Annotated in this window: 17 protein-coding genes; 10 read left to right on the top strand and 7 right to left on the bottom strand. The window is 72.1% G+C overall.

Annotated features, from left to right (window positions below; all coding sequences use genetic code 11):
• Window positions 1-8 precede the first annotated feature (8 nt).
• Genes NE236_RS28255 through rnhB form a run of 3 tightly spaced genes read left to right on the top strand, consistent with a single transcriptional unit; the run spans window position 9 to window position 2,769 of the window.
• Window positions 9-434 carry a DUF350 domain-containing protein gene (locus tag NE236_RS28255; RefSeq protein WP_252845212.1) on the top strand — a complete coding sequence of 142 codons (426 nt, stop codon included), beginning with the start codon at window positions 9-11 and terminating at the stop codon, window positions 432-434.
• Window positions 434-1,969, top strand: coding sequence for a polyamine aminopropyltransferase (locus tag NE236_RS28250; protein ID WP_252845210.1), 1,536 nt, complete (start codon window positions 434-436; stop codon window positions 1,967-1,969). The genes NE236_RS28255 and NE236_RS28250 overlap by 1 nt, the downstream gene beginning before the upstream one ends.
• 41 nt (window positions 1,970-2,010) lie before the next feature.
• Window positions 2,011-2,769 carry a ribonuclease HII gene (rnhB, locus tag NE236_RS28245; protein ID WP_252845209.1) on the top strand — a complete coding sequence of 253 codons (759 nt, stop codon included), beginning with the start codon at window positions 2,011-2,013 and terminating at the stop codon, window positions 2,767-2,769.
• Between the two features lie 162 nt (window positions 2,770-2,931).
• Here rnhB and NE236_RS28240 read toward each other — a convergent pair whose 3' ends face one another.
• Together NE236_RS28240 and NE236_RS28235 are read right to left on the bottom strand one after the other, a co-directional pair.
• Window positions 2,932-3,537 (bottom strand): response regulator transcription factor, encoded by a 606-nt coding sequence (locus NE236_RS28240; protein WP_252845208.1) that lies wholly within the window; start codon window positions 3,535-3,537, stop codon window positions 2,932-2,934.
• Window positions 3,534-4,772: a sensor histidine kinase gene (locus NE236_RS28235; RefSeq protein ID WP_252845207.1), complete on the bottom strand. Its 1,239-nt coding sequence runs from the start codon at window positions 4,770-4,772 to the stop codon at window positions 3,534-3,536. Before NE236_RS28235 ends, NE236_RS28240 begins: the two co-directional genes overlap by 4 nt.
• Before the next feature lie 384 nt (window positions 4,773-5,156).
• On the opposite strand from NE236_RS28235, the gene NE236_RS28230 reads away from it, so the two are divergent.
• The 5 genes from NE236_RS28230 to NE236_RS28210 all read left to right on the top strand — a co-directional run bounded on the left by NE236_RS28230 (window position 5,157) and on the right by NE236_RS28210 (window position 10,887).
• Window positions 5,157-5,573, top strand: a complete 417-nt coding sequence (locus NE236_RS28230; protein WP_252845205.1) for a hypothetical protein — start codon at window positions 5,157-5,159, stop codon at window positions 5,571-5,573.
• An 80-nt stretch (window positions 5,574-5,653) separates the two neighbouring features.
• Entirely contained in the window at window positions 5,654-6,352 is a 699-nt protein-coding gene (locus NE236_RS28225) for a sugar isomerase domain-containing protein (RefSeq protein ID WP_252845204.1), read from the top strand.
• A gap of 27 nt (window positions 6,353-6,379) precedes the next feature.
• Window positions 6,380-7,012, top strand: a complete 633-nt coding sequence (locus NE236_RS28220; protein WP_252845203.1) for an HhH-GDP family DNA glycosylase — start codon at window positions 6,380-6,382, stop codon at window positions 7,010-7,012.
• A gap of 302 nt (window positions 7,013-7,314) precedes the next feature.
• Window positions 7,315-9,543: an AAA family ATPase gene (locus tag NE236_RS28215; RefSeq protein ID WP_372494449.1), complete on the top strand. Its 2,229-nt coding sequence runs from the start codon at window positions 7,315-7,317 to the stop codon at window positions 9,541-9,543.
• 384 nt (window positions 9,544-9,927) lie between these two features.
• Window positions 9,928-10,887: an alpha/beta fold hydrolase gene (locus NE236_RS28210; RefSeq protein WP_252845200.1), complete on the top strand. Its 960-nt coding sequence runs from the start codon at window positions 9,928-9,930 to the stop codon at window positions 10,885-10,887.
• 6 nt (window positions 10,888-10,893) lie between these two features.
• Here the strand turns inward: NE236_RS28210 and NE236_RS28205 are convergent, their stop codons facing one another.
• Together NE236_RS28205 and NE236_RS28200 are read right to left on the bottom strand one after the other, a co-directional pair.
• Window positions 10,894-12,081: a low temperature requirement protein A gene (locus NE236_RS28205; protein WP_252845199.1), complete on the bottom strand. Its 1,188-nt coding sequence runs from the start codon at window positions 12,079-12,081 to the stop codon at window positions 10,894-10,896.
• A gap of 96 nt (window positions 12,082-12,177) precedes the next feature.
• A complete protein-coding gene (locus NE236_RS28200; protein ID WP_252845198.1) occupies window positions 12,178-12,393 on the bottom strand; it encodes a hypothetical protein in 216 nt (71 codons plus the stop codon).
• A gap of 481 nt (window positions 12,394-12,874) precedes the next feature.
• On the opposite strand from NE236_RS28200, the gene NE236_RS28195 reads away from it, so the two are divergent.
• Window positions 12,875-13,258, top strand: coding sequence for a hypothetical protein (locus NE236_RS28195; RefSeq protein ID WP_252845197.1), 384 nt, complete (start codon window positions 12,875-12,877; stop codon window positions 13,256-13,258).
• A gap of 59 nt (window positions 13,259-13,317) precedes the next feature.
• Here NE236_RS28195 and NE236_RS28190 read toward each other — a convergent pair whose 3' ends face one another.
• Window positions 13,318-13,479: a hypothetical protein gene (locus NE236_RS28190; RefSeq protein WP_252845196.1), complete on the bottom strand. Its 162-nt coding sequence runs from the start codon at window positions 13,477-13,479 to the stop codon at window positions 13,318-13,320.
• Window positions 13,480-13,503: 24 nt separating this feature from the next.
• On the opposite strand from NE236_RS28190, the gene NE236_RS28185 reads away from it, so the two are divergent.
• Window positions 13,504-13,983 (top strand): hypothetical protein, encoded by a 480-nt coding sequence (locus NE236_RS28185; RefSeq protein ID WP_252845195.1) that lies wholly within the window; start codon window positions 13,504-13,506, stop codon window positions 13,981-13,983.
• A 79-nt stretch (window positions 13,984-14,062) separates the two neighbouring features.
• On the opposite strand, the gene NE236_RS28180 is transcribed toward NE236_RS28185, so the two are convergent.
• Complete coding sequence (locus NE236_RS28180) at window positions 14,063-15,661, bottom strand: serine/threonine-protein kinase (protein WP_252845194.1); 1,599 nt, start codon at window positions 15,659-15,661, stop codon at window positions 14,063-14,065.
• A gap of 45 nt (window positions 15,662-15,706) precedes the next feature.
• Window positions 15,707-17,587 carry an N-6 DNA methylase gene (locus NE236_RS28175; protein WP_252845193.1) on the bottom strand — a complete coding sequence of 627 codons (1,881 nt, stop codon included), beginning with the start codon at window positions 17,585-17,587 and terminating at the stop codon, window positions 15,707-15,709.
• Window positions 17,588-17,713: the final 126 nt, after the last annotated feature.

Genomic DNA, 17,713 nt, shown 5'->3' with positions numbered 1-17,713 from the left:
AGCACCTGATGCATGACGTCCTGCGCGAGATCGGCGCCACCGTGGCCTACGGCCTGGTCGGCATCGGACTGATGGCGCTGAGCTACCTGGCCGTGGAGATGACCACCCCGGGACGGCTCGGCCGCCAGATCTGGGAGGAGCGCAACCGCGGCGCCGCGCTGCTGCTGTCGGTGCGGCTGCTCGGGATGGGCGCGATCGTGACCGTAGCGATCGCCACCAGCGACGACGCCCTGGGCGCCGGGTTGGCCGACACGGCGATCTTCGGGGTGCTGGGCGTGCTGCTGACGGTGCTCGCCTTCTACCTGCTGGACCTGGTCACCCCGGGCCGCCTCGGCGCGATCCTCGTGGACGGTTCCAGCGTGCACCCGGCCGGCTGGGTGGTCGCCGCCGCCGACCTGGCCGTCTCCGGGGTCATCTGCGGCGCGGTGTCCTGATGCCCGTACGGGCCGCCCGCGCACTGGTGTTCGCGGCGGTGTTCGTCTGCGCCGCCTGCGGACTGGTGTACGAGCTCGCGCTGGTCGCGCTCGGCAGCTACCTCGTGGGCGACTCGGTCACCCAGGCGTCCATCGTGCTGTCGGACATGGTCTTCGCGATGGGCGTCGGGGCGCTGGCCACCAAGCCGTTGCGGCGGCGGGCCGTCGAGGCGTTCGCCGTGGTCGAGGCCCTGCTCGCGCTGCTCGGCGGCCTGTCGGTGCTCGGGCTGTACGCGGCGTTCGCCTGGCTCGACCTGTACGTTCCCGCGCTGATCGCGGTGGCGTTCGCCCTCGGCGCGCTCATCGGCGCCGAGATCCCGCTGCTGATGACGCTGCTACAGCGGATCAGGCGGCAGGACCCCGGCAGCGCGGTCGCCGAACTGTCCGCCGCCGACTACGTCGGCGCGCTGGTCGGCGGGCTGGCGTTCCCGTTCGTCCTGCTGCCGGTGTTCGGGCAGATCAAGGGGGCGCTCCTGGTCGGGGCGGTCAACGTCGTCGCGGGCACCGCCGTCGTGCTGTGGCTGTTCCGGCGGGAGGTGGGTCGCCTGGCGCGGACGCTGCTGTGCGGCGCGATGCTGCTCGTACTGGCGGTCCTCGCCGCGACCTACGCCGTCGCCGACCGGTTCGAGGTGAGCGCGCGGCAGGCGCTCTACCGCGATCCCATCGTCGTGTCGGAGCGGACGCCGTACCAGGAGATCGTGATGACGCGGAAGGTGGCGCTGTCGGGCCGGCCCGATCTGCGCCTCTTTCTGAACGGCGACCTGCAGTTCTCCTCCGTCGACGAGTACCGGTACCACGAGTCGCTCGTGCATCCGGTGATGGCCGGGCCGCACGGCCGGGTGCTGATCCTCGGCGGCGGCGACGGCCTCGCGCTGCGGGAGGTGCTGCGCTACAGGGACGTCCGGTCGGCCACTCTCGTCGAGCTCGACCCGGCGATGATCAGGCTGGCGAGCACCGACGGGTACCTCACCGCGCTCAACCGGCATTCCTTCGCGGACCCGCGGGTGCGCGCGGTCAACGCCGACGCCTTCTCCTGGCTGCGGCGCACCACGGACCGGTTCGACGCGATCATCGTCGACATGCCCGACCCGGACGCGGTGGCCACCGCCAAGCTCTACTCCGTCGAGTTCTACGGGATGGTCAAACGCGTTCTGGCCCCCGGTGGGCGGATGGTCGTGCAGTCCACCTCGCCGTACTTCGCCGCCAAGTCGTTCTGGTGCGTGGCCAAGACCATCGGGGCGGCCGGCTTCGCGACCCGTCCGTACCACGTGGACGTGCCCAGCTTCGGCGACTGGGGGTTCGTGCTGGCCGCCCCCGGGACGCCCCCGAGCCTGGCGCTGTCGCCGCAGGTCCCGCCGCTGCGGTTCCTCGACGACGCGACGCTGCAGGCCGCCGGGACCTTCGCCAAGGACCTGCACCGGGACGACGTGCAGATCAACACGCTGATGGAGCCCCGGCTGGTGCGGTACGAGGACGAAGGCTGGCGCGACTACTGACGTACGCGCCGCATCCGCCCGGCGGTGCCATGATGGCCCCCATGCACGACGAGGGCACGATCGACGATGGCGCGTTCACCGGCGAACCCCGGGAGGCCGCTGGGCCGGGCGGGACGGGCCCCGACCACTCCACGGGCCCCGACTACTCGCTGGAGCGGCGGCTGATCGACGCCGGGGCCTCGCACGTCGCCGGGGTCGACGAGGTCGGCCGGGGCGCCTGGGCCGGACCGGTCGTCGTCTGCGCGGCGGTCACGGACCTGACCGCGCCCCCCGCCGGGCTCACCGACTCCAAGATGCTCAGCGCCCGCCGTCGCGGGCGGATCGCGGAGGAGCTCCACGGCTGGCTGCCGGCGTACGCCATCGGCGCGGCGAGCCCCGAGGAGATCGACGAGGCCGGGATGACCGAGGCGCTGCGGCGCGCGGCCGTACGGGCCCTGGAGGCGCTTCCGGACCGCCCTGACGCGATCATCCTCGACGGCAAGCACGACTACCTCGGCGGCGGGGGCCGTTCGTGGCCGGTGCGCACCGAGATCAAGGCCGACCTGCGGTCGGTGACGGTGGCGGCCGCCTCCGTCCTCGCCAAGGTGCACCGCGACACGCTGATGGCCGGACTCGGGTACGAGGAGTACGGCTTCGCCGCCAACGCCGGCTACCCCTCACCGGTCCACCAGGAGGCGCTGCGCCGGCTCGGGCCGACGCCGCACCACCGGCTGTCATGGTCTTACCTGGACGACCTTCCCCAGTGGCGGCACCTGAAGAAGCACCGCCCGGACATCGAGGGACAGCTGTCCCTGATCTGACCCGTCACCGTCGGCCGTCGTTGCCGGCGCCGGGTACGGCTCAGGTGCGAGGTTTCGTCACCGTCGGTCGTTGTGGCGGGCGGCCGTACGGCTCAGGTGCGAGATCCCGTCACAGCCGACCGCTGTGGCGGGCGGCTCGTGCGGCTCCCACGCGGGGCCCCGTCACAGCCAGCCGTTGTGGCGGGCCGCCCGTACGGCCTCGATCCGGTTGCGGGCGCCGGTCTTGCCGATCGCCGCGGACAGGTAGTTGCGGACCGTGCTCTCGGACAGGTGCAGGCGTCCGGCGATGTCGGCGATGGTGGACCCGTCCGCGGCGGCCGACAACACGTCGCATTCGCGGGGGGTCAGCGGGCTGGGGCCGGCGCTCAGCGCCGCGGTGGCCAGCTCCGGGTCGACCACGCGTTCGCCCGCGAGGACCCGCCGGATCGCCGACGACAGATCCTCGACCGGGCCGTCCTTGACCAGGAAGCCGCTCGCGCCCGCCTCCATCGCGCGCCGCAGGTAGCCGGGCCGGCCGAACGTCGTGACGATGAGGATCTTGCAGTTCGGCAGCCGGGCGTGCAGGTCGGCGGCGGCGTCGAGGCCGCTGCGCCCCGGCATCTCGATGTCGAGCACGGCCACGTCGGGCCGCAGCTCGAGTGCCGCCGGGACGATCTGGTCGCCGGCGGAGACCTGGCCGACGACCTCGAAGTCGTCCTCCAGATTCAGGAGGAGGGCCAGCGCACCCCGCATCATGCCCTGGTCCTCCGCGAGCAGCACCTTGATCAAGAAACGGTCTCCTTCAGGGGCAGTGTGACGGTGAGCAGGTAACCACCGCCGTCGGCCGGGCCGGCCTCGAGGCGGCCCTCCGCGACGCCGATCCGCTCGACGAGCCCGCGCAGGCCGTTGCCCGGGGACGTCCCGGAGGGCGCCGGCGCTCCGCGCCCGTCGTCACGGACGGACAGCACGGCCGCGCCGGCGCGCCGGACGACCGAGATCTCGCAGGTGCCCGCGCCGCTGTGCCGGATGACGTTGGTCACGCCCTCGCGTACCGCCCAGCCGAGCAGCGCGTCCGTCTCCTCCGGCAGCGGGGTGCCCTCCTTGCGGACCAGCACGGTGATCCCGGCGTCCCGCAGGGCGGTGCGGGCGCCGTCGATCTCGGCGTCGAGACCACGGCCGCGGTAGCCGGTCACCGCGAGGCGCACCTGCCGGAGCGCGTCCCGGCCGATCTCCTCGATGTCGGCCGCCTGCTCGGCGGTGAGACCGGCGTCGCGGGCGGCGAGCTTGCGCACCGCCTGCGCCTTGACGACCATGACCGACAGTGTGTGCCCGAGCAGGTCGTGCAGGTCGCGGGCGAACCGCAGACGTTCTTCGGAGACGGCCGTCCTGGCCAGCTCCTCGCGGGTCTCGCGCAGCTCCTTGACCGCGCCGAACAGCCGCAGCATCGTGGCGATGATGAAGCCGGAGATCAGGGTGCCGTACCACGCGCCGATGGCGTCCCCGGCCGACGCGCCCCGCACCCAGGCCAGCAGTCCCGCGGCGACGGACAGCGGCGCGATCACCAGCACCGGCCAGGGACGCCGGCCCCACTGGATGACGACCCCGCAGCCCAGGGCGAGCGTCGGCATGAGCGCACTCATGCCGTGCCCGAACCAGCCGACCAGGGTGAAGGCGTCCACCCCGGCCGCCGCGAGCAGGACGGTCGCCCACCGATCACCCTGACCTCGGCGGAATCCGTACCAGATGGCGGTGCAGAGCAGCAGGGCGTAGATCGCCAGAAGGGAGCCGGACGCCCATACCGGGCGGGCCCGCCCGTTCAGCACGTCGGAGAACGCGTCGTACCCGATCAGGAGCCACGGGTAGATCCCGAACGGCCCCGGACCGTCGTCGATCTGGCCGGTGGTGTCCGTGCGGTCCTGCGTCGCCGTGCCGGTGGTGTCCGTCCGGTCCTCTGTCGCCGTGCCGCCCGACCCGGCCGCTTCGCGTTCCGCCGGATCCCGTCCGGCCCTGACCAGCCTTTTCACGCCCGCCTCGTTCGTCCTCGCACTTCGCCGCGCGGCCCCGCACGCCCCCGGCCCCGATATCGCCAGGCGACACTCTAGGGCGGGGCCGACCGGCCGCGCAGATCCGTCGATCCCGGTACGCGCAGGGACGAATGTCCCGGTGGGCACCCAGGTGATCGAAACCCGGTGCCAGGGACGGGCGGGCGGCCGGCGCACCCGCGCCGCATCGGTGGCGCGACCGCCTTTTCCGCGGATTGGGCCGAAAGACCCACGGGGCTCCGCGTGAATTAGGTCCAGAGGCTCTTCCGTATTCCGTGCTGTCACCGCGATAGTCGACCGCGCATCGAGCCGATATCGCGCGGGCTCAACGGTCCGTGCCGTCCATTCAGAAGGGCTTAATCAATTATGCACCGAAAATTCACCTTCGTCGCGGTGGCGAGCGTCGCGACCGTCGCGTTCGCCGCGTCCCCGGCCGTCGCCGCCGCCAAACCCGCCTGCAAGGCGAGCCGCTGCTCGTACGAGATCGAAACCCATTTCTGGGAGAAGACGGAGAGTAAGGACACCAAGTACGCCACGGCGAAGTTCATCACGCGCCGCGCGGGGAAGGTGAAGGTCGAACTGACGTATAAGCATCGGGTCCAGCATTCCGTCGGTGTGCGGCTCGTCACCTGCGGGGCGAAGAAGTCGCTCACCGGCTGGCGGGACCTGAAGGCCGGAATGTACTACTACACCTTCGACAAGAAGGTGAAGAAGGGCACCTGTTTCCGGGTCCAGGCGGGGCGCTCGGACGCCGGTACGATCCGCGGCGACCTCCTCCTCTGACGGAGCCCCCGAACAGGAAGATCGGGATCCGCGTCTGGAACGCCGGCCGGGAAAGCTGGTAGACCCGTCCTGTGAACTGGATGCGCGATCACCTCGACCGGGTCGAACGGCACAACGCCGAGGCGCTGGAACGCGCCTGCGGCCTGGTCCTCGACACGGTCGTCAACGACGGCCTGCTCTATCTCGGCGGATCCGGCCATTCGCTGGGGATGGTCCTCGAGGGCTTCTTCCGCGCGGGGGGGCTGGCGTGCGTGTACCCACTGTACCGGCCGGAGATCTCCCCGCTTCACGGGGCCTGGCCCGCGACGGAGGCCGAGCGACGCTCCGGCCTGGGCGGCCCGGTCCTCGAGGCCGCCGCGCCCCGGGCGGGGGACCTGGTGGTGATCTTCTCCAACAGCGGCGCCAACCCCTATCCGGTGGAGCTCGCGACGGCGGCCAGGTCGTACGGCCTGCCGGTCGTCGCGGTGGTGTCCGGCCCCTCGATGGAGATCGCTCCGGCCCGGGCGGGGGTGAAGCTCGGCGAGGTCGCGGATCTGGTGCTCGACACCCTGGCGCCGCCCGGTGATGTCTCCCATCCCGTCGACGCCCCGCGCACGGCGGCGCTGTCGTCGCTGTCCTCCGTCTACCTGTGGAATCTCCTCCTCGCCCGGATGTCAGGACGGGCCGACCTCCCGTTGTGGGCGAGCGCCAACGTGCCGGGGGGAGATGAGCGCAATGCCGAACTCCTGGCTCGCTACTCGGAACGGGTGCCCGTGCTAAGAACGTCGGTTATGGGGTAAGGACCTGACCTACTTGGAGGTGGCGTCATGGACAAGACGGTCAAGGCGTTGCTGTCGGAGGCCGGGCGGACCTTCGCCGAAGAGGCCGGGATTCCCCTGAAGGACCAGCCGGCCGCGCTGTTCAAGCTCCTCGTTCTCGCCAATCTGCTGAGCACCCGGATCAGCGCCGACATCGCGGTCGCCGCGGCGCGGGAACTGTTCGAGGCGGGCGGCGGAACGGCGCGCGGCATGGCGAAACTGACCTGGCAGCAGCGGGTCGACGCGCTCGGCCGGGCGCACTACGTCCGCTACGACGAGAGCACCTCCAGCCATCTCGGGGACATGGCCGACCTCGTCCTCGACCAGTACGAGGGCGATCTGCGCAGGCTGCCGCTGAAGGCCGAGCGCGACGTCGGCCGGGCGAAGGAGCTGCTGGAGGAGTTCCCCGGCATCGGGCCGGTGGGGGCCGACATCTTCTGCCGCGAGGCGCAGGGGGTATGGCCGTGGCTGCGCCCGTACTTCGACGACCTGACGTTGAAGGGCGCCGAGCGCGTCGGCCTGCCGACCGATGCCAAGCGCCTGGCCGACCTGGTCAAGGAGCGGGACCTGGCGCAGCTGGCGGCCGCACTGGTCCGCGTCGCCAAGGACAAGAAGCTCGCCGATCAGGTGGCGAAGGGATAGTGACGCACGCACCGACCCCGGCCGGGGTCCGCCGCCCGGCCGGCCGGTCGTCCTTGGCCGGGGAAGGCGTGTCATGGGCACCGCCACTGTCCGATAACGGTCTTGATAGGGACGCGCCACGCAATGGGTCCTGCCATTCGATGCCCAAGCTGCGCTATACACGTGCTCAGGCATGAGGGAGAGCGATGCGACCGTTCGGCAGATCCCGATCGCGCCCTCCGGTGGCGCGTGATCTGTTCGAACGCGCCCGCTGGCACTATTTCCAGATTCAGCCGGGTTTGCGGAGACTGACGTTTCTGCTGATGATCGTGGGGTCGGCGGCCGTCGCGATCGTCACGAGCCTGCCGCTGCTCACCACCGTCGTGTTCGTGGCCACGCTGCTGCTCGTCGTCGACTTCACCCTGCGCTCACCGAGCGGAATGGCGACGGCGTTCGTCGTCGCCTGCTGGCTGGCGGCCGCGATCCCGCTCAGCCGCCTCTATCCGGCCGGCGGCCACGAGGCCGTCTTCCTCGCGGCGCTGGCGCTTCCGGTCGCCGTCCTCGCACACCGCATCAACGCGTACGCGCCGTGGCGCACCGCGGTGGTCTCTCTCGGGCTGGCCGGGATCGTGGCCGCCGCGCTTGCCCATCCGGTACCCCGGCTGAACGCCGCGCCCGCCTGGGCCGCGGCGTCGGCCGTCCTCGCCTACCGGTGGTGGCAGGCGCGCCGCATCGTCTCCGCCGAGGCGTACGACACCGGCTGGGCCCAGGAGGACTACCCGGAGGAGGGCGAGTACACCGCGCCGGACCAGGGCCGAGCCGTCGAGGACGTCCCCGATGTCTCGGTCGACGATGCGTTCGCCGAGCTGGCGGCCATGATCGGCCTGGAGCCGGTGAAGCGGCAGGTCCGGTCGATCGCGGCCTCGATCGAGGCCGCCCGGATGCGCGCCGCGGCCGGCTTCCCCACCGAGAAGCCGATGCGGCACTTCGTGTTCGTCGGGCCGTCCGGAACCGGCAAGACGACGGTCGCCCGCGCCGTCGCGCGGATCTTCTACGCCTTCGGACTGCTGCCGACTCCACAGGTCGTCGAGGTACAGCGCGCCGACCTGGTGGGGGAGTACCTCGGCGCCACCGCGATCAAGACCAACGAGGTCGTCGACCGCGCGCTCGGCGGAGTCCTGTTCGTCGACGAGGCGTATTCCCTGGTCAACGCGGGGGACGGGCAGCCCGACCGCTTCGGTGGCGAGGCCGTCCAGACGCTCCTCAAGCGCGCCGAGGACGACCGCGACAACCTCGTGATCATCCTGGCCGGCTACGAGGAGGAGATGGAGGGCTTCCTCGCTTCCAACCCCGGCCTGGCGTCCCGGTTCGGCACGCGCGTGAAGTTCCCCGCCTACGCGCCGGCCGAGCTGCTGCGGATCGCCGACTACCACACCGGCCTGCGCGGCGACCGCCTCGGCCCCGACACCGGTTCCTGCCTGCGCTCCAAGTTCGAGGAGGTCTCCCGGCGCGGTGTCATCGACGAGCTGGGCAACGGGCGTTTCGTGCGTTCGCTGATCGAGTCCGCGGCCCGCGCCCGCGATGTCCGGATCGTCCACGCCCGCGCCGACCCCGCTCCGGAAGAGCTCGTCACGATCCACGCGGTCGACGTCGAGATCGCGTTCGCGGAGCTCACCGAGCGCTACCGCGGCTACGCCGAGACGCCCACGCTGGAGGAGGCGCTCGCCGACCTGGACGGGATGATCGGCCTGGAGCCGGTGAAGCGGCAGGTCCGCGCGATCGCCGCGCAGCTGCAGGTCGCGCAGCTGCGCGAGGAGCAGGGACTGCCCACCCATCCGCCGATGCGGCACTTCGTGTTCGCCGGGCCGCCGGGCACCGGCAAGACCACGGTCGCCCGCATCCTCGGCCGGGTGTTCGCCGCGCTCGGCCTGCTGGCCCGGCCCGAGGTCGTCGAGGCCCAGCGCGCGGACCTCGTCGGCGAGCACCTCGGGGCGACGGCGATCAAGACCAACAAGGTGATCGACTCCGCGCTCGGTGGGGTGCTGTTCGTCGACGAGGCGTACTCCCTCGTCAACTCCGGCTACTCCGGCGGCGACGCGTTCGGCTCCGAAGCCGTGCAGACCCTCCTCAAGCGCGCGGAGGACGACCGCGAGCGCCTGGTGATCATCCTGGCCGGCTACGACGAGGACATGGACCGGTTCCTGCGCTCCAACCCCGGCTTGGCGTCGCGCTTCTCCGAGCGCGTGGCGTTCCCCTCGTACGGGCCCGACGAGCTGCTGGAGATCGCGCTCGCGCTCGCCGTACGGGCCGGCGACACCTGGGAGGAGGGGGCGCTCGACGACCTGGCGGGTATCTTCCAGCGCGTCTGCGGCCTCGGCCGGATCGATGAGCTCGGTAACGGCCGGTTCGTGCGCTCGCTGCATGAGAAGGCCTGCGGCTTCCGGGACCTGCGCGTCGCCGCGCTCGGCGCGGACGCCACCACCGCCGACCTGACCACCCTGACGACCGAGGACGTCCGGGCCGCCTACACCGACCTGGCCCGCCGCCACTGACCGTCGGTGCCGGACTCTAAGGTGCCCCTCGTGGAGACGCCGGCGGTCGGATCGAGGAACTGCCGCCGCAGCCTCGGATCGGCCTGCCGAACCGTGGGCGCCCAGGAACGTCGCGGGATCCGGCCCAGTGCGGGATCCGGCCCAGTGCGGGATCCGGCCCAGTGCGGGATCCGGCCCAGTGCGGGGCCGTGCCCGGCGCGGGATCCGGCCCAGTGCGGGGCCGTGCCCGGCGCGACGCTCTGGCCATCCTCGACGGGATCAAGACGCCGCCCGCGGCCGGCCCGGTGTCCCAGGAAGGCGTTACGGGGGGCTAACAGCGCGGTAGCCGCCGCGTAACGCGCCCGCCGGACGATGCGAGGAACCGACCTCGGGTGGTGAGCAGGTGTGAGTCCTGGATCTCTCATCCGCTTCCGTGACATCCACGGATACTGGCGGGCCTTCCGCATGGTGGGCAGCGGGCCCCCGCTGCTCCTCATCCACGGCATCGGTGACGACTCCGGCACGTGGCTCGACGTCATCCCGCGCCTGGCCGAGCGCCACACCGTCATCGCGCCCGACCTGCTCGGCCACGGCGAGTCGGCCAAGCCGCGCGCCGACTACGCCATCGCCGCGTACGCCTGCGGGATGCGCGACCTGCTGAGCGTCCTCGACGTCGACCGGGTGTCCGTGGTCGGCCATTCGCTCGGCGGCGGCATCGCGATGCAATTCGCCTACCAGTTCCCCGAGCGCTGCGAACGGCTCGTGCTCGTCGCCGGCGGCGGCATCGGCCGTGAGGTCCATCCGCTGCTGCGCGCGGCGGCGGCGCCGGGGGCCGAGATCGGGCTGTCGCTGGCGACGTCCGTGCCCGCGCGTACGGCCGTACGGCTCGTGGCCCCGGCGTTGCGCCTCACCGGCGGCCTGTTCCTCGGAGCCGACTTCGACCACGTGCTCCGGCGCTACCGGCGGCTGCGCTCCAAGACGGCGCGTCAGGCGTTCCTGCGGACGCTCCGGGCCGGAGTCGACGTGCGCGGCCAGGTCATCACCATGCTGGACCGCTGTTATCTCGCCGAGGGCATGCCCATCCTCATCATCTGGGGACGGGAGGACCGCGTCATCCCGGTGCGCCACGCGACGATCGCGCACGCCGCGATGCCCGGCAGCACGCTGGAGATCTTCGGACGGTCCGGCCACTTCCCGCACCATGACGATCCCGACCGTTTCGTCACCACGGTCGAACGGTTCCTGGAGACCACCGAGCCCGCGTTGCACGACCCGGCGCGATGGCGGCGGCTGCTGCGGGCGGGCCGGGCGAGGGACAGGACCCGCCCCTCGGTCGCCGCACCGCACGTGTCCAGCGGCGCCTGAGCCCCGTCAGGCGATGGTGTCCTCGACCGCGACGGTGCTCGCCCGCGTGGCGCGCACGTCCCAGCCGGCCAGCGCCGCCATGACCAGCAGGGCCACGAAGGCCAGCATCAGCGGGTCGAACAGGGGAGAGACCGGTGCGAGGAGCGCGAGCGCCGCCAGCGCCAGCAGGCGGGCGGTCGTGAAGCGGCCCCACACCGCCCGCTTGAACAGCGCGTGCCCCGCGACGAACAGCGCCGGACCGCCGAGCACCACCGCCGCCGTACCGCCCGTGACGTGCCCGTGCGGGTGGGCGACGACCAGTTCGTCGGCGACGGCGCTGACGATGATCCCCGCGACCATCGGCAGGTGGATGAAGGTGTAGGCGGACCGGCCCAGGCGGCCCGGATCGGGCGAGGCCGCGACCTGCGCCGCGGCGGCCTCCGCGCTCCGGTCGAAGTAGATCCACCACATCGCGACGGCCCCGAGGAAGGCGACCGCGAAGGCCGCGCCCGCGGCCGCCTCCACGCCGCTCAGGTCGCTGAACGTGGCGCCCGTGACGAGTAGCGACTCGCCCAGGGCGATGATCAGGAACAACTGGCACCGCTCCGCCATGTGCGCGCCGTCGATCACCCAGTCCGTCGTCCGCGAACGGCCCAGCCCCGGGTACGTGTAGCCGTGCCAGGGCGCGGCGTACTCCAGGGCCAGCGCCAGCAGCCACAACAGGAGCCGGGCCGGATGGTCGGCGAAGCCGCCGGCGATCCAGAGCACGCCCGTGGTCATCTTCCAGGCCAGGATCCGCAGGAAGTTCGGGCCGAGCTCATCGTGCCGGGTCATGATGGTCACGAACGCCGTCCGGCCGGCCTGGGCGGCGACGTAGGCGACGGCGAACCAGAGGCCACGGCCCTCGAACGCCCGGGGGATCGCGGCCGCCATCAACAGACCGGCGAGCATGGTCCCGGTCAGCACCATCCGGACGGCGGGATGGTCGGGATTCAACCAGTTGGTCGTCCAGCACGTGTACATCCACGCCCACCAGACCGCCAGCAGCAGCACCAGCGTCTCGCCGGCGCCGCTCACGGTGAGATCCTTCAGCAGCCGGTGGGACAGCTGCGTCACCGCGAAGACGAAGACCAGGTCGAAGAACAGCTCGAAGAACGTGACGCGTGTCCCGTCGCGGCGGGAGCGCAGCAGCCCCATTGAGGTCCCATGGTTCACCGCTCGAAGACTACGTCAGCGCGGACTGTCCTAAGGCGGCGAGACGATCATGAAGCTCGTACGCCGTGGCGGCCGCCACGTACCCGTCTCGCCTCCTCACCGCGACCCAGACGGACGCGAACGGATCGAACAGGGCCGGCCACGCCGGCAATGCGCGTCGAGGCACAGCAACCGTCTCAAGATCGAAGTCGTGTCCGCGTCGCCGCCCTCGGCCGACGCGCGCAACACCTCCACGGCCGCGTCGAACCGGTCCTCGTCGAGCATCGCCGCACCGCGGTGAAATTCCACCAGCGCGTCGGTCTCATCCGGCATGGCCGGGGAGTTCAGTGGCCGCCCCGTCCAAACGATCAAGCCAACGGAAAGCGTCTGGTCATCTGGTCCCCGCCGCGACCGCACCACACGAGTCCCAGGGCCGCAGCCCGCCTGACTCTCGTTGACTTCGGGAGAATCGCCGTTCCGCGCCGCTCGGAAAGGGCGAGAATCCCGAACTCAACGAGAGCGGGGCTGCGCTCGACCGGCCTCTCGTGATCGGTGCCGGGTTGCCCGGCCGATTGCTCGGCGAACGGGCGCGGGGGAGCGCCGGTCTGTGGCTTCGGTCCCTATTACGCGGTGCGGTCGCCGAGCATTCCGCACGCCGCCGCTGCTGCACCGAGTGCATCGGCGGGCGTCCGCCTAGGCACTTGAACCGCGGCGACCCCTCGGCGCCGGCAACCGTCGAGGGCCTCGCCGGCTACGGCCTGTTTCGAAATCCGCGCGACGGCGCGCTGTCCGATCTCCGGCCTACGCTGTGCGTGTGGCAACAGAACAGACGCGCGACGGCGTGTCGCAGCGCGCTCCAGAGGTCGGCGGTCGGCTTCGAAAGATTTACTGGGGGGCATTCGCGCTGTTCTTGGCCGCGTTCGCGGTTTTCGAGAGCGCCAAGTACGGCCTGCCGACCACGGCAGCCGCGCTGGTGTTCTTCGCGCTGCCCGACCTGGCGCGGCTCGCCGTGGTCCGTCCGCCCACGCTGCTCTACCAAGCGGTACACCGCGTGTGGATCCCGCTCGTGGTGCTGATCGGCTACAGCTTCGGGCCGATCGTATGGCCGCCGCTTTTCACTGCCGGTCTTGGCTGGCTTACCCGCATCGCCATTGAGCGAGCATTCGGGCGTGGACTTCCGTTCAGCAGGGACGCTTGATGCTTGGCTTCGAAACAGGCCCCAGCCGGTCACGGCGAAGGCGACTGACCGCGTAGGGCTCAGGTCGTGCCGTGTGTCGCCGACCGTGACCGGCCCGGACCGGTGGCGGACGTCGTGGCGACGGGGTGGTGGCTGATGGGCGGCCGGGTGGTGAACCTTGTTGATCTTGGGTTCCCCCGGGCCGGGGCGGCGCTGATGATCTTGATTGGTGCCTCGACCATCCGGCGATCCCTGGAGGTATGACGATGCGCTCGACCATGTCCCGGTTCGGAACGCTGTCGCTGGCCACCGTGGCCGTGACCGCCTTCGCCGCCGCTTCCCTGGCGATGCCCGCCTCGGCCTCGACCGATGTGGGCGTCGCGGCCACGCCGCCCAAGAAGAAGCTGCTGTTCACCAACAAGAACTACGACGCGGAGTTCTGGCTGGGCCCCTGCAAGGCCATTGCCTGGCACCGCAACATCGGCAGCGCCACCGGTCCCCGTCACTGGACCTACATGGTCAGCAACACCCAGCTTCACAACAGCCCGAAGGACTGCTGGGCCGAGGTGAAGCTGCGCATGCGCGCAATGAAGGACAGCAAGCTGCACACGTTGCGCGCGGTAAAGAGGAATGGTACGGCGACTGTGGACGGAACCGGCGCCCGCTGCTGGTCGCAGCACACGATCCACTACAAGGGCTACAGCTACACGGTCAGCCTGACCCGCGACCCCGGGACCAAGTGCTGACCTTCCCCGATCCGCCACGGGCGCGCGCGTTCCTGCGCGGGGCCCGTCGTCGTTCCCGCCCGGGGCTTCTGATCGTCACTCATTCGACGCGGTCGCCGCGTACGAGAGCATCATGCTGCCGCGCGGCTTCGACACCGTCGACGACTCGCTGCGGATGGCCGGCCGGATGTCCGGCACGACCGACCGACAAGGGGCTTCTGGCAGGTTCGAGCAGGCGCAGGTGCGTCGTCGCGTTGACCCAGAGGGCGTGGATGATCCCGGCGGGCCACAGGAGCAGTCCCAGCACCATGCCCACCGTCGTCTGGGCCGTGTCGGTGTCGTTGTCGGGACCGCTGCCGACCAGGACGAAGGCGAGGACGGCCAGCACGAGATAGACGGCGGCCGTGGCGAGCCACGAGGGCCGCCTGTGCCGGACCGCGAGGTAGCCGAACGACAGCCACGTGCCCATGCCGAACAGCAGCGTCGGCAGCGTCCAGAGGCTGTGCCGCACCTTCCAGCCGAGACCTCCCGGCTCCAACGGTCCGCTCGCCGACCCCGGGCCGCCGACCGTGATCGGGCCCTCCGCCGGAACGGGCCGGCCGAGCCCGTCCCGCCGACCGAACGCGAGCGATCCGCCGTGCGAGACCGGCACGGCGTTCCCTCGGCCCGCCGCCTCTGGAGAGCCGATGGCGGGGAGCGGACCGGGTGCCGCATGCGGGCCGGCCGCGGCCCGGGTCGGCGATGCGACGTGGGGATCCGGTGCCGGACGGGGAGCGTCCGCGCCGGACAGCCGTACCAGGACGCGGGAGTACAGGTGCGTCCCGCCCGCCCGGCCGCGGGCGTCGATCTCGCCGAGCGGTCCCGGCGGCACGACGTGCGGCAGCAGGCGGTCATAGGTCTCCCGGGCGGTCGCGGGCCGCCGCGCCGGGTCCTTCTCAAGGAGCAGCCCGATGAGGGCGTCGATCGCGGCGGGCAGGTCGTCGCGGCGCAGCGGGGCGGGGGACTGTTCGAGCTGCCGGTGCATGAGCTCGGCGGGAGAGCCGGCGTCGAAGACCGGATCGCCGGCGAGCATCTCGTACAGGAGGCACCCGAGCGCGTACAGGTCGGTGCGCGGGGTGGCCGGCAGGCCGCGCAGCTGCTCGGGCGCCATGTACGCGGGGGTGCCGATCGGCTGGCCGGTCCGGGTGAGCCGGGAGATCGTGGCCTGGTCGGTCAGGGCCGCCACACCGAAGTCGAGTACCTTGACGGCGCCGTCGCCGGTGATCATGACGTTCTGTGGCTTGATGTCGCGGTGGATGAACCCGCGCTCGTGGGCGGCGGCGAGCACCGCCGCGACCTGCGCGGCGATCCCGGCGGCCCACGGGAGCGGGAGCGGCCCCTCCTCGGCTATGAGGTCGCCGAGGGTACGGCCCGTGATGAGCTCCAGGACGAGGAACAGCCCGCCGTCGTAGGTGCCCGCGTCGTGGACGGCCGGAACGCCGGGGTGCCGTAGCCCGGCCGTGACGGCCGCCTCACGGGCGAACCTGCGGGCGAGTTCGTCTGGCCGGGAGTGGCCGGCCAGAGTGTCCTCGGTCAGGAGCTTGATCGCGACCCGGCGTTCCAGCTGCCGGTCCTCGCCCTCCCACACCTGTCCCATGCCGCCGCGGCCCAGTGGGCTCAGCAGTTCGTAGCGATCGGCCAGCACCATGGACCGTCCCACGTTCCCCCCTGACATGACCGTTCGACGCCGAACCCTACGGTGACGTCACCGGGCGGGCCGGGGGAGGGGGCCGTCCGGAGGGGCGAGGGTGCCCTCGGCCACTCCGTCGGCCAGGAGCTGCGCCAGCTCGGTGCCCATGGCGACGGTGTTCCGCAGGGCCGATTCGAACTCCGTCATGCGGCGGAACGCGGCGCCGTACCCGCGCTGGTCCTCCAGCGGGAGGCGAGGCACCTGCGCGCGCCGGATGTCGGCGCGGCCGATGGTCCCCGTCGACTGGACGATCGACGCGCGGGCGTTGGCCGAGCTGCGCAGCACCCCGGCGACGAAGTACGGGTCGAGGTGCCGGGGGTCGACGCGGAGCAGGCACAGCTGCGGGCCGAGCAGGGGCCCGTCGGCCTCGGCGACCCGGACCACGAAACTCCGGGCGACCACGGCGACCAGGACGTCGCCGGTCTCGATGGGGATCCAGCGGTTGTCGCCGCGGGCGGCTTTGCCCGTCGGGGGGCGGCCCTCGACGAGGTCCTCGGCGGTGAGCAGGGGCGGGCCGCCGTCGCCGCCGTCCTCGGTGTCCCCGCGCATCGGCGCGTGGTGGATCACCAGGTGTCCGATCCGGGCGAGTTCGGACAGCGGAACCGACCGGGCCTCCCGCCGCGCGGCCGCCGGGGGCAGGGCCGGTACGAGGCCGCCGGCCTTCTCCAGCGTCGTGGCCAGCCGGTCGTGGGTGTCGGTGAAGCGTTCGGCGGTGCGCTCGGACCGGGCGGCGGAGATGTGGCGGGACGGCGTCAGGTCGACCTCCTCGTCGAGGAGGTCGATGACGGGGACGGCCCTGCTGACGCCCGGCTCGTCGTGGTCGGGGTCGTCCGCGTGCCGCCGCCACGTGGTGACGACCGTCTCCGGATCGGCGCTGTCGATCATCAGGACGGTCGCCGGCGGGGCGATCTCGGGCCGCCGCAGCACCCACAGGTGGTGGGTCGCGGACAGTCCCGCCACGGCGCGCAGCGCGCCCTTGCGGAGCAGTTGTGCCCGGACGCGCCGGCCCGAGCGGCGCCCGGCCGCGACGGCGGGCATCAGGACGACCGCCCGCCCGCCGGGCGCGAGGTGGGCGAGCGCGTGCTGCACCCACGCCAGCTCCGGCTCCAGGCGCGGGGGCAGGCCGTACTCCCAGCGCGGGTCGGTGGTGAGCTCGTCATGGCCCCACGCGCGCTCGTGGAAGGGGGGATCGCACAGCACCGCGTCGGCCAGGGCTCCGGGGAACGCGTCGCGGCGCAACGAGTCACCGTCCCGGATGCTCGGGTCCCCGCCGAGCAGGGCGAGCCGGACGGTGGCCAGCCGGGTGACGTCCCGGTCGGCGTCCTGGCCGAGGAGGCGGCGCGGGGCATCGCCGCCGTCGATCGCGGCGAGGAGGAGGTCGCCGGTGCCGCAGGCCGGGTCCAGGACGGTCCGGGCGTCGCCGGCGAGCGCTGCCATCAGCCCGGTGACCTCCGGGGGCGTGGTGGAGGCGCGGCGGATCTGTGTTTCCCGGTAGCGGGTGAAGAGGAACTCGAACGCCCGGATGGCGCTCTGCGCGTCGGCGAGTTCGGCGACCGCCCGGGCCGTCTCGGCGCTCAGCGGGCCGGGCGGTCGCCCGGGTCGCAGGGTGCCGGCAGCGTGGTGCTCCAGGAGCAGCTCGCCGGCGTCCGCCACCACCTCGGCGACGCGCAGGTCGTCGCGCGCCTCGGCCCGCAGCCGTTGCCAGATTCGCTCCTCCAGCGGCAGCTCTTGGAGTTTGTGCTGGTCCCGGAGCCATGCCTCGACGTCGGCGAGCGCGAAGACGGGGCTGGTGGGGGTGCCTCCGACGGGCTGGGGGAAGTCGGGGTGCCGACGGCGCCAGTTGCTGACGGCGGCCCGGCCGACGCCGGCCAGCCGGGCGATGTCCGCCGCGCTCACAGTTGCCTCGTCCTGCACGGTCCGTCGTCCCCCTCACGGTCCTGAACACGACCCGGCGCCCCGGCTGTTGCGCCGCCACGTTACAGCGAAGTGATCGCACAGTCGACCACACCCGTCACAGTTGTT

It is taken from the genome of Actinoallomurus purpureus, from assembly GCF_024055795.1.
In the GTDB taxonomy this organism is placed as follows: Bacteria; Actinomycetota; Actinomycetes; order Streptosporangiales; family Streptosporangiaceae; genus Actinoallomurus; species Actinoallomurus purpureus.
Note: the sequence above shows the minus strand (reverse complement) of the source record. Positions and strands in the feature narration are given on the sequence as shown.

Bases quoted from the DNA above. Each gene is read 5' to 3' on its own strand.
- NE236_RS28255 (WP_252845212.1), top strand. From the start codon at position 9: ATGCATGACGTCCTGCGCGAGATCGGCGCCACCGTGGCCTACGGCCTG.
- NE236_RS28250 (WP_252845210.1), top strand. From the start codon at position 434: ATGCCCGTACGGGCCGCCCGCGCACTGGTGTTCGCGGCGGTGTTCGTC.
- rnhB (WP_252845209.1), top strand. From the start codon at position 2,011: ATGCACGACGAGGGCACGATCGACGATGGCGCGTTCACCGGCGAACCC.
- NE236_RS28230 (WP_252845205.1), top strand. From the start codon at position 5,157: ATGCACCGAAAATTCACCTTCGTCGCGGTGGCGAGCGTCGCGACCGTC.
- NE236_RS28225 (WP_252845204.1), top strand. From the start codon at position 5,654: ATGCGCGATCACCTCGACCGGGTCGAACGGCACAACGCCGAGGCGCTG.
- NE236_RS28220 (WP_252845203.1), top strand. From the start codon at position 6,380: ATGGACAAGACGGTCAAGGCGTTGCTGTCGGAGGCCGGGCGGACCTTC.
- NE236_RS28215 (WP_372494449.1), top strand. From the start codon at position 7,315: ATGATCGTGGGGTCGGCGGCCGTCGCGATCGTCACGAGCCTGCCGCTG.
- NE236_RS28200 (WP_252845198.1), bottom strand. From the start codon at position 12,393: ATGCCGGATGAGACCGACGCGCTGGTGGAATTTCACCGCGGTGCGGCG.
- NE236_RS28190 (WP_252845196.1), bottom strand. From the start codon at position 13,479: ATGGTCGAGGCACCAATCAAGATCATCAGCGCCGCCCCGGCCCGGGGG.
- NE236_RS28185 (WP_252845195.1), top strand. From the start codon at position 13,504: ATGCGCTCGACCATGTCCCGGTTCGGAACGCTGTCGCTGGCCACCGTG.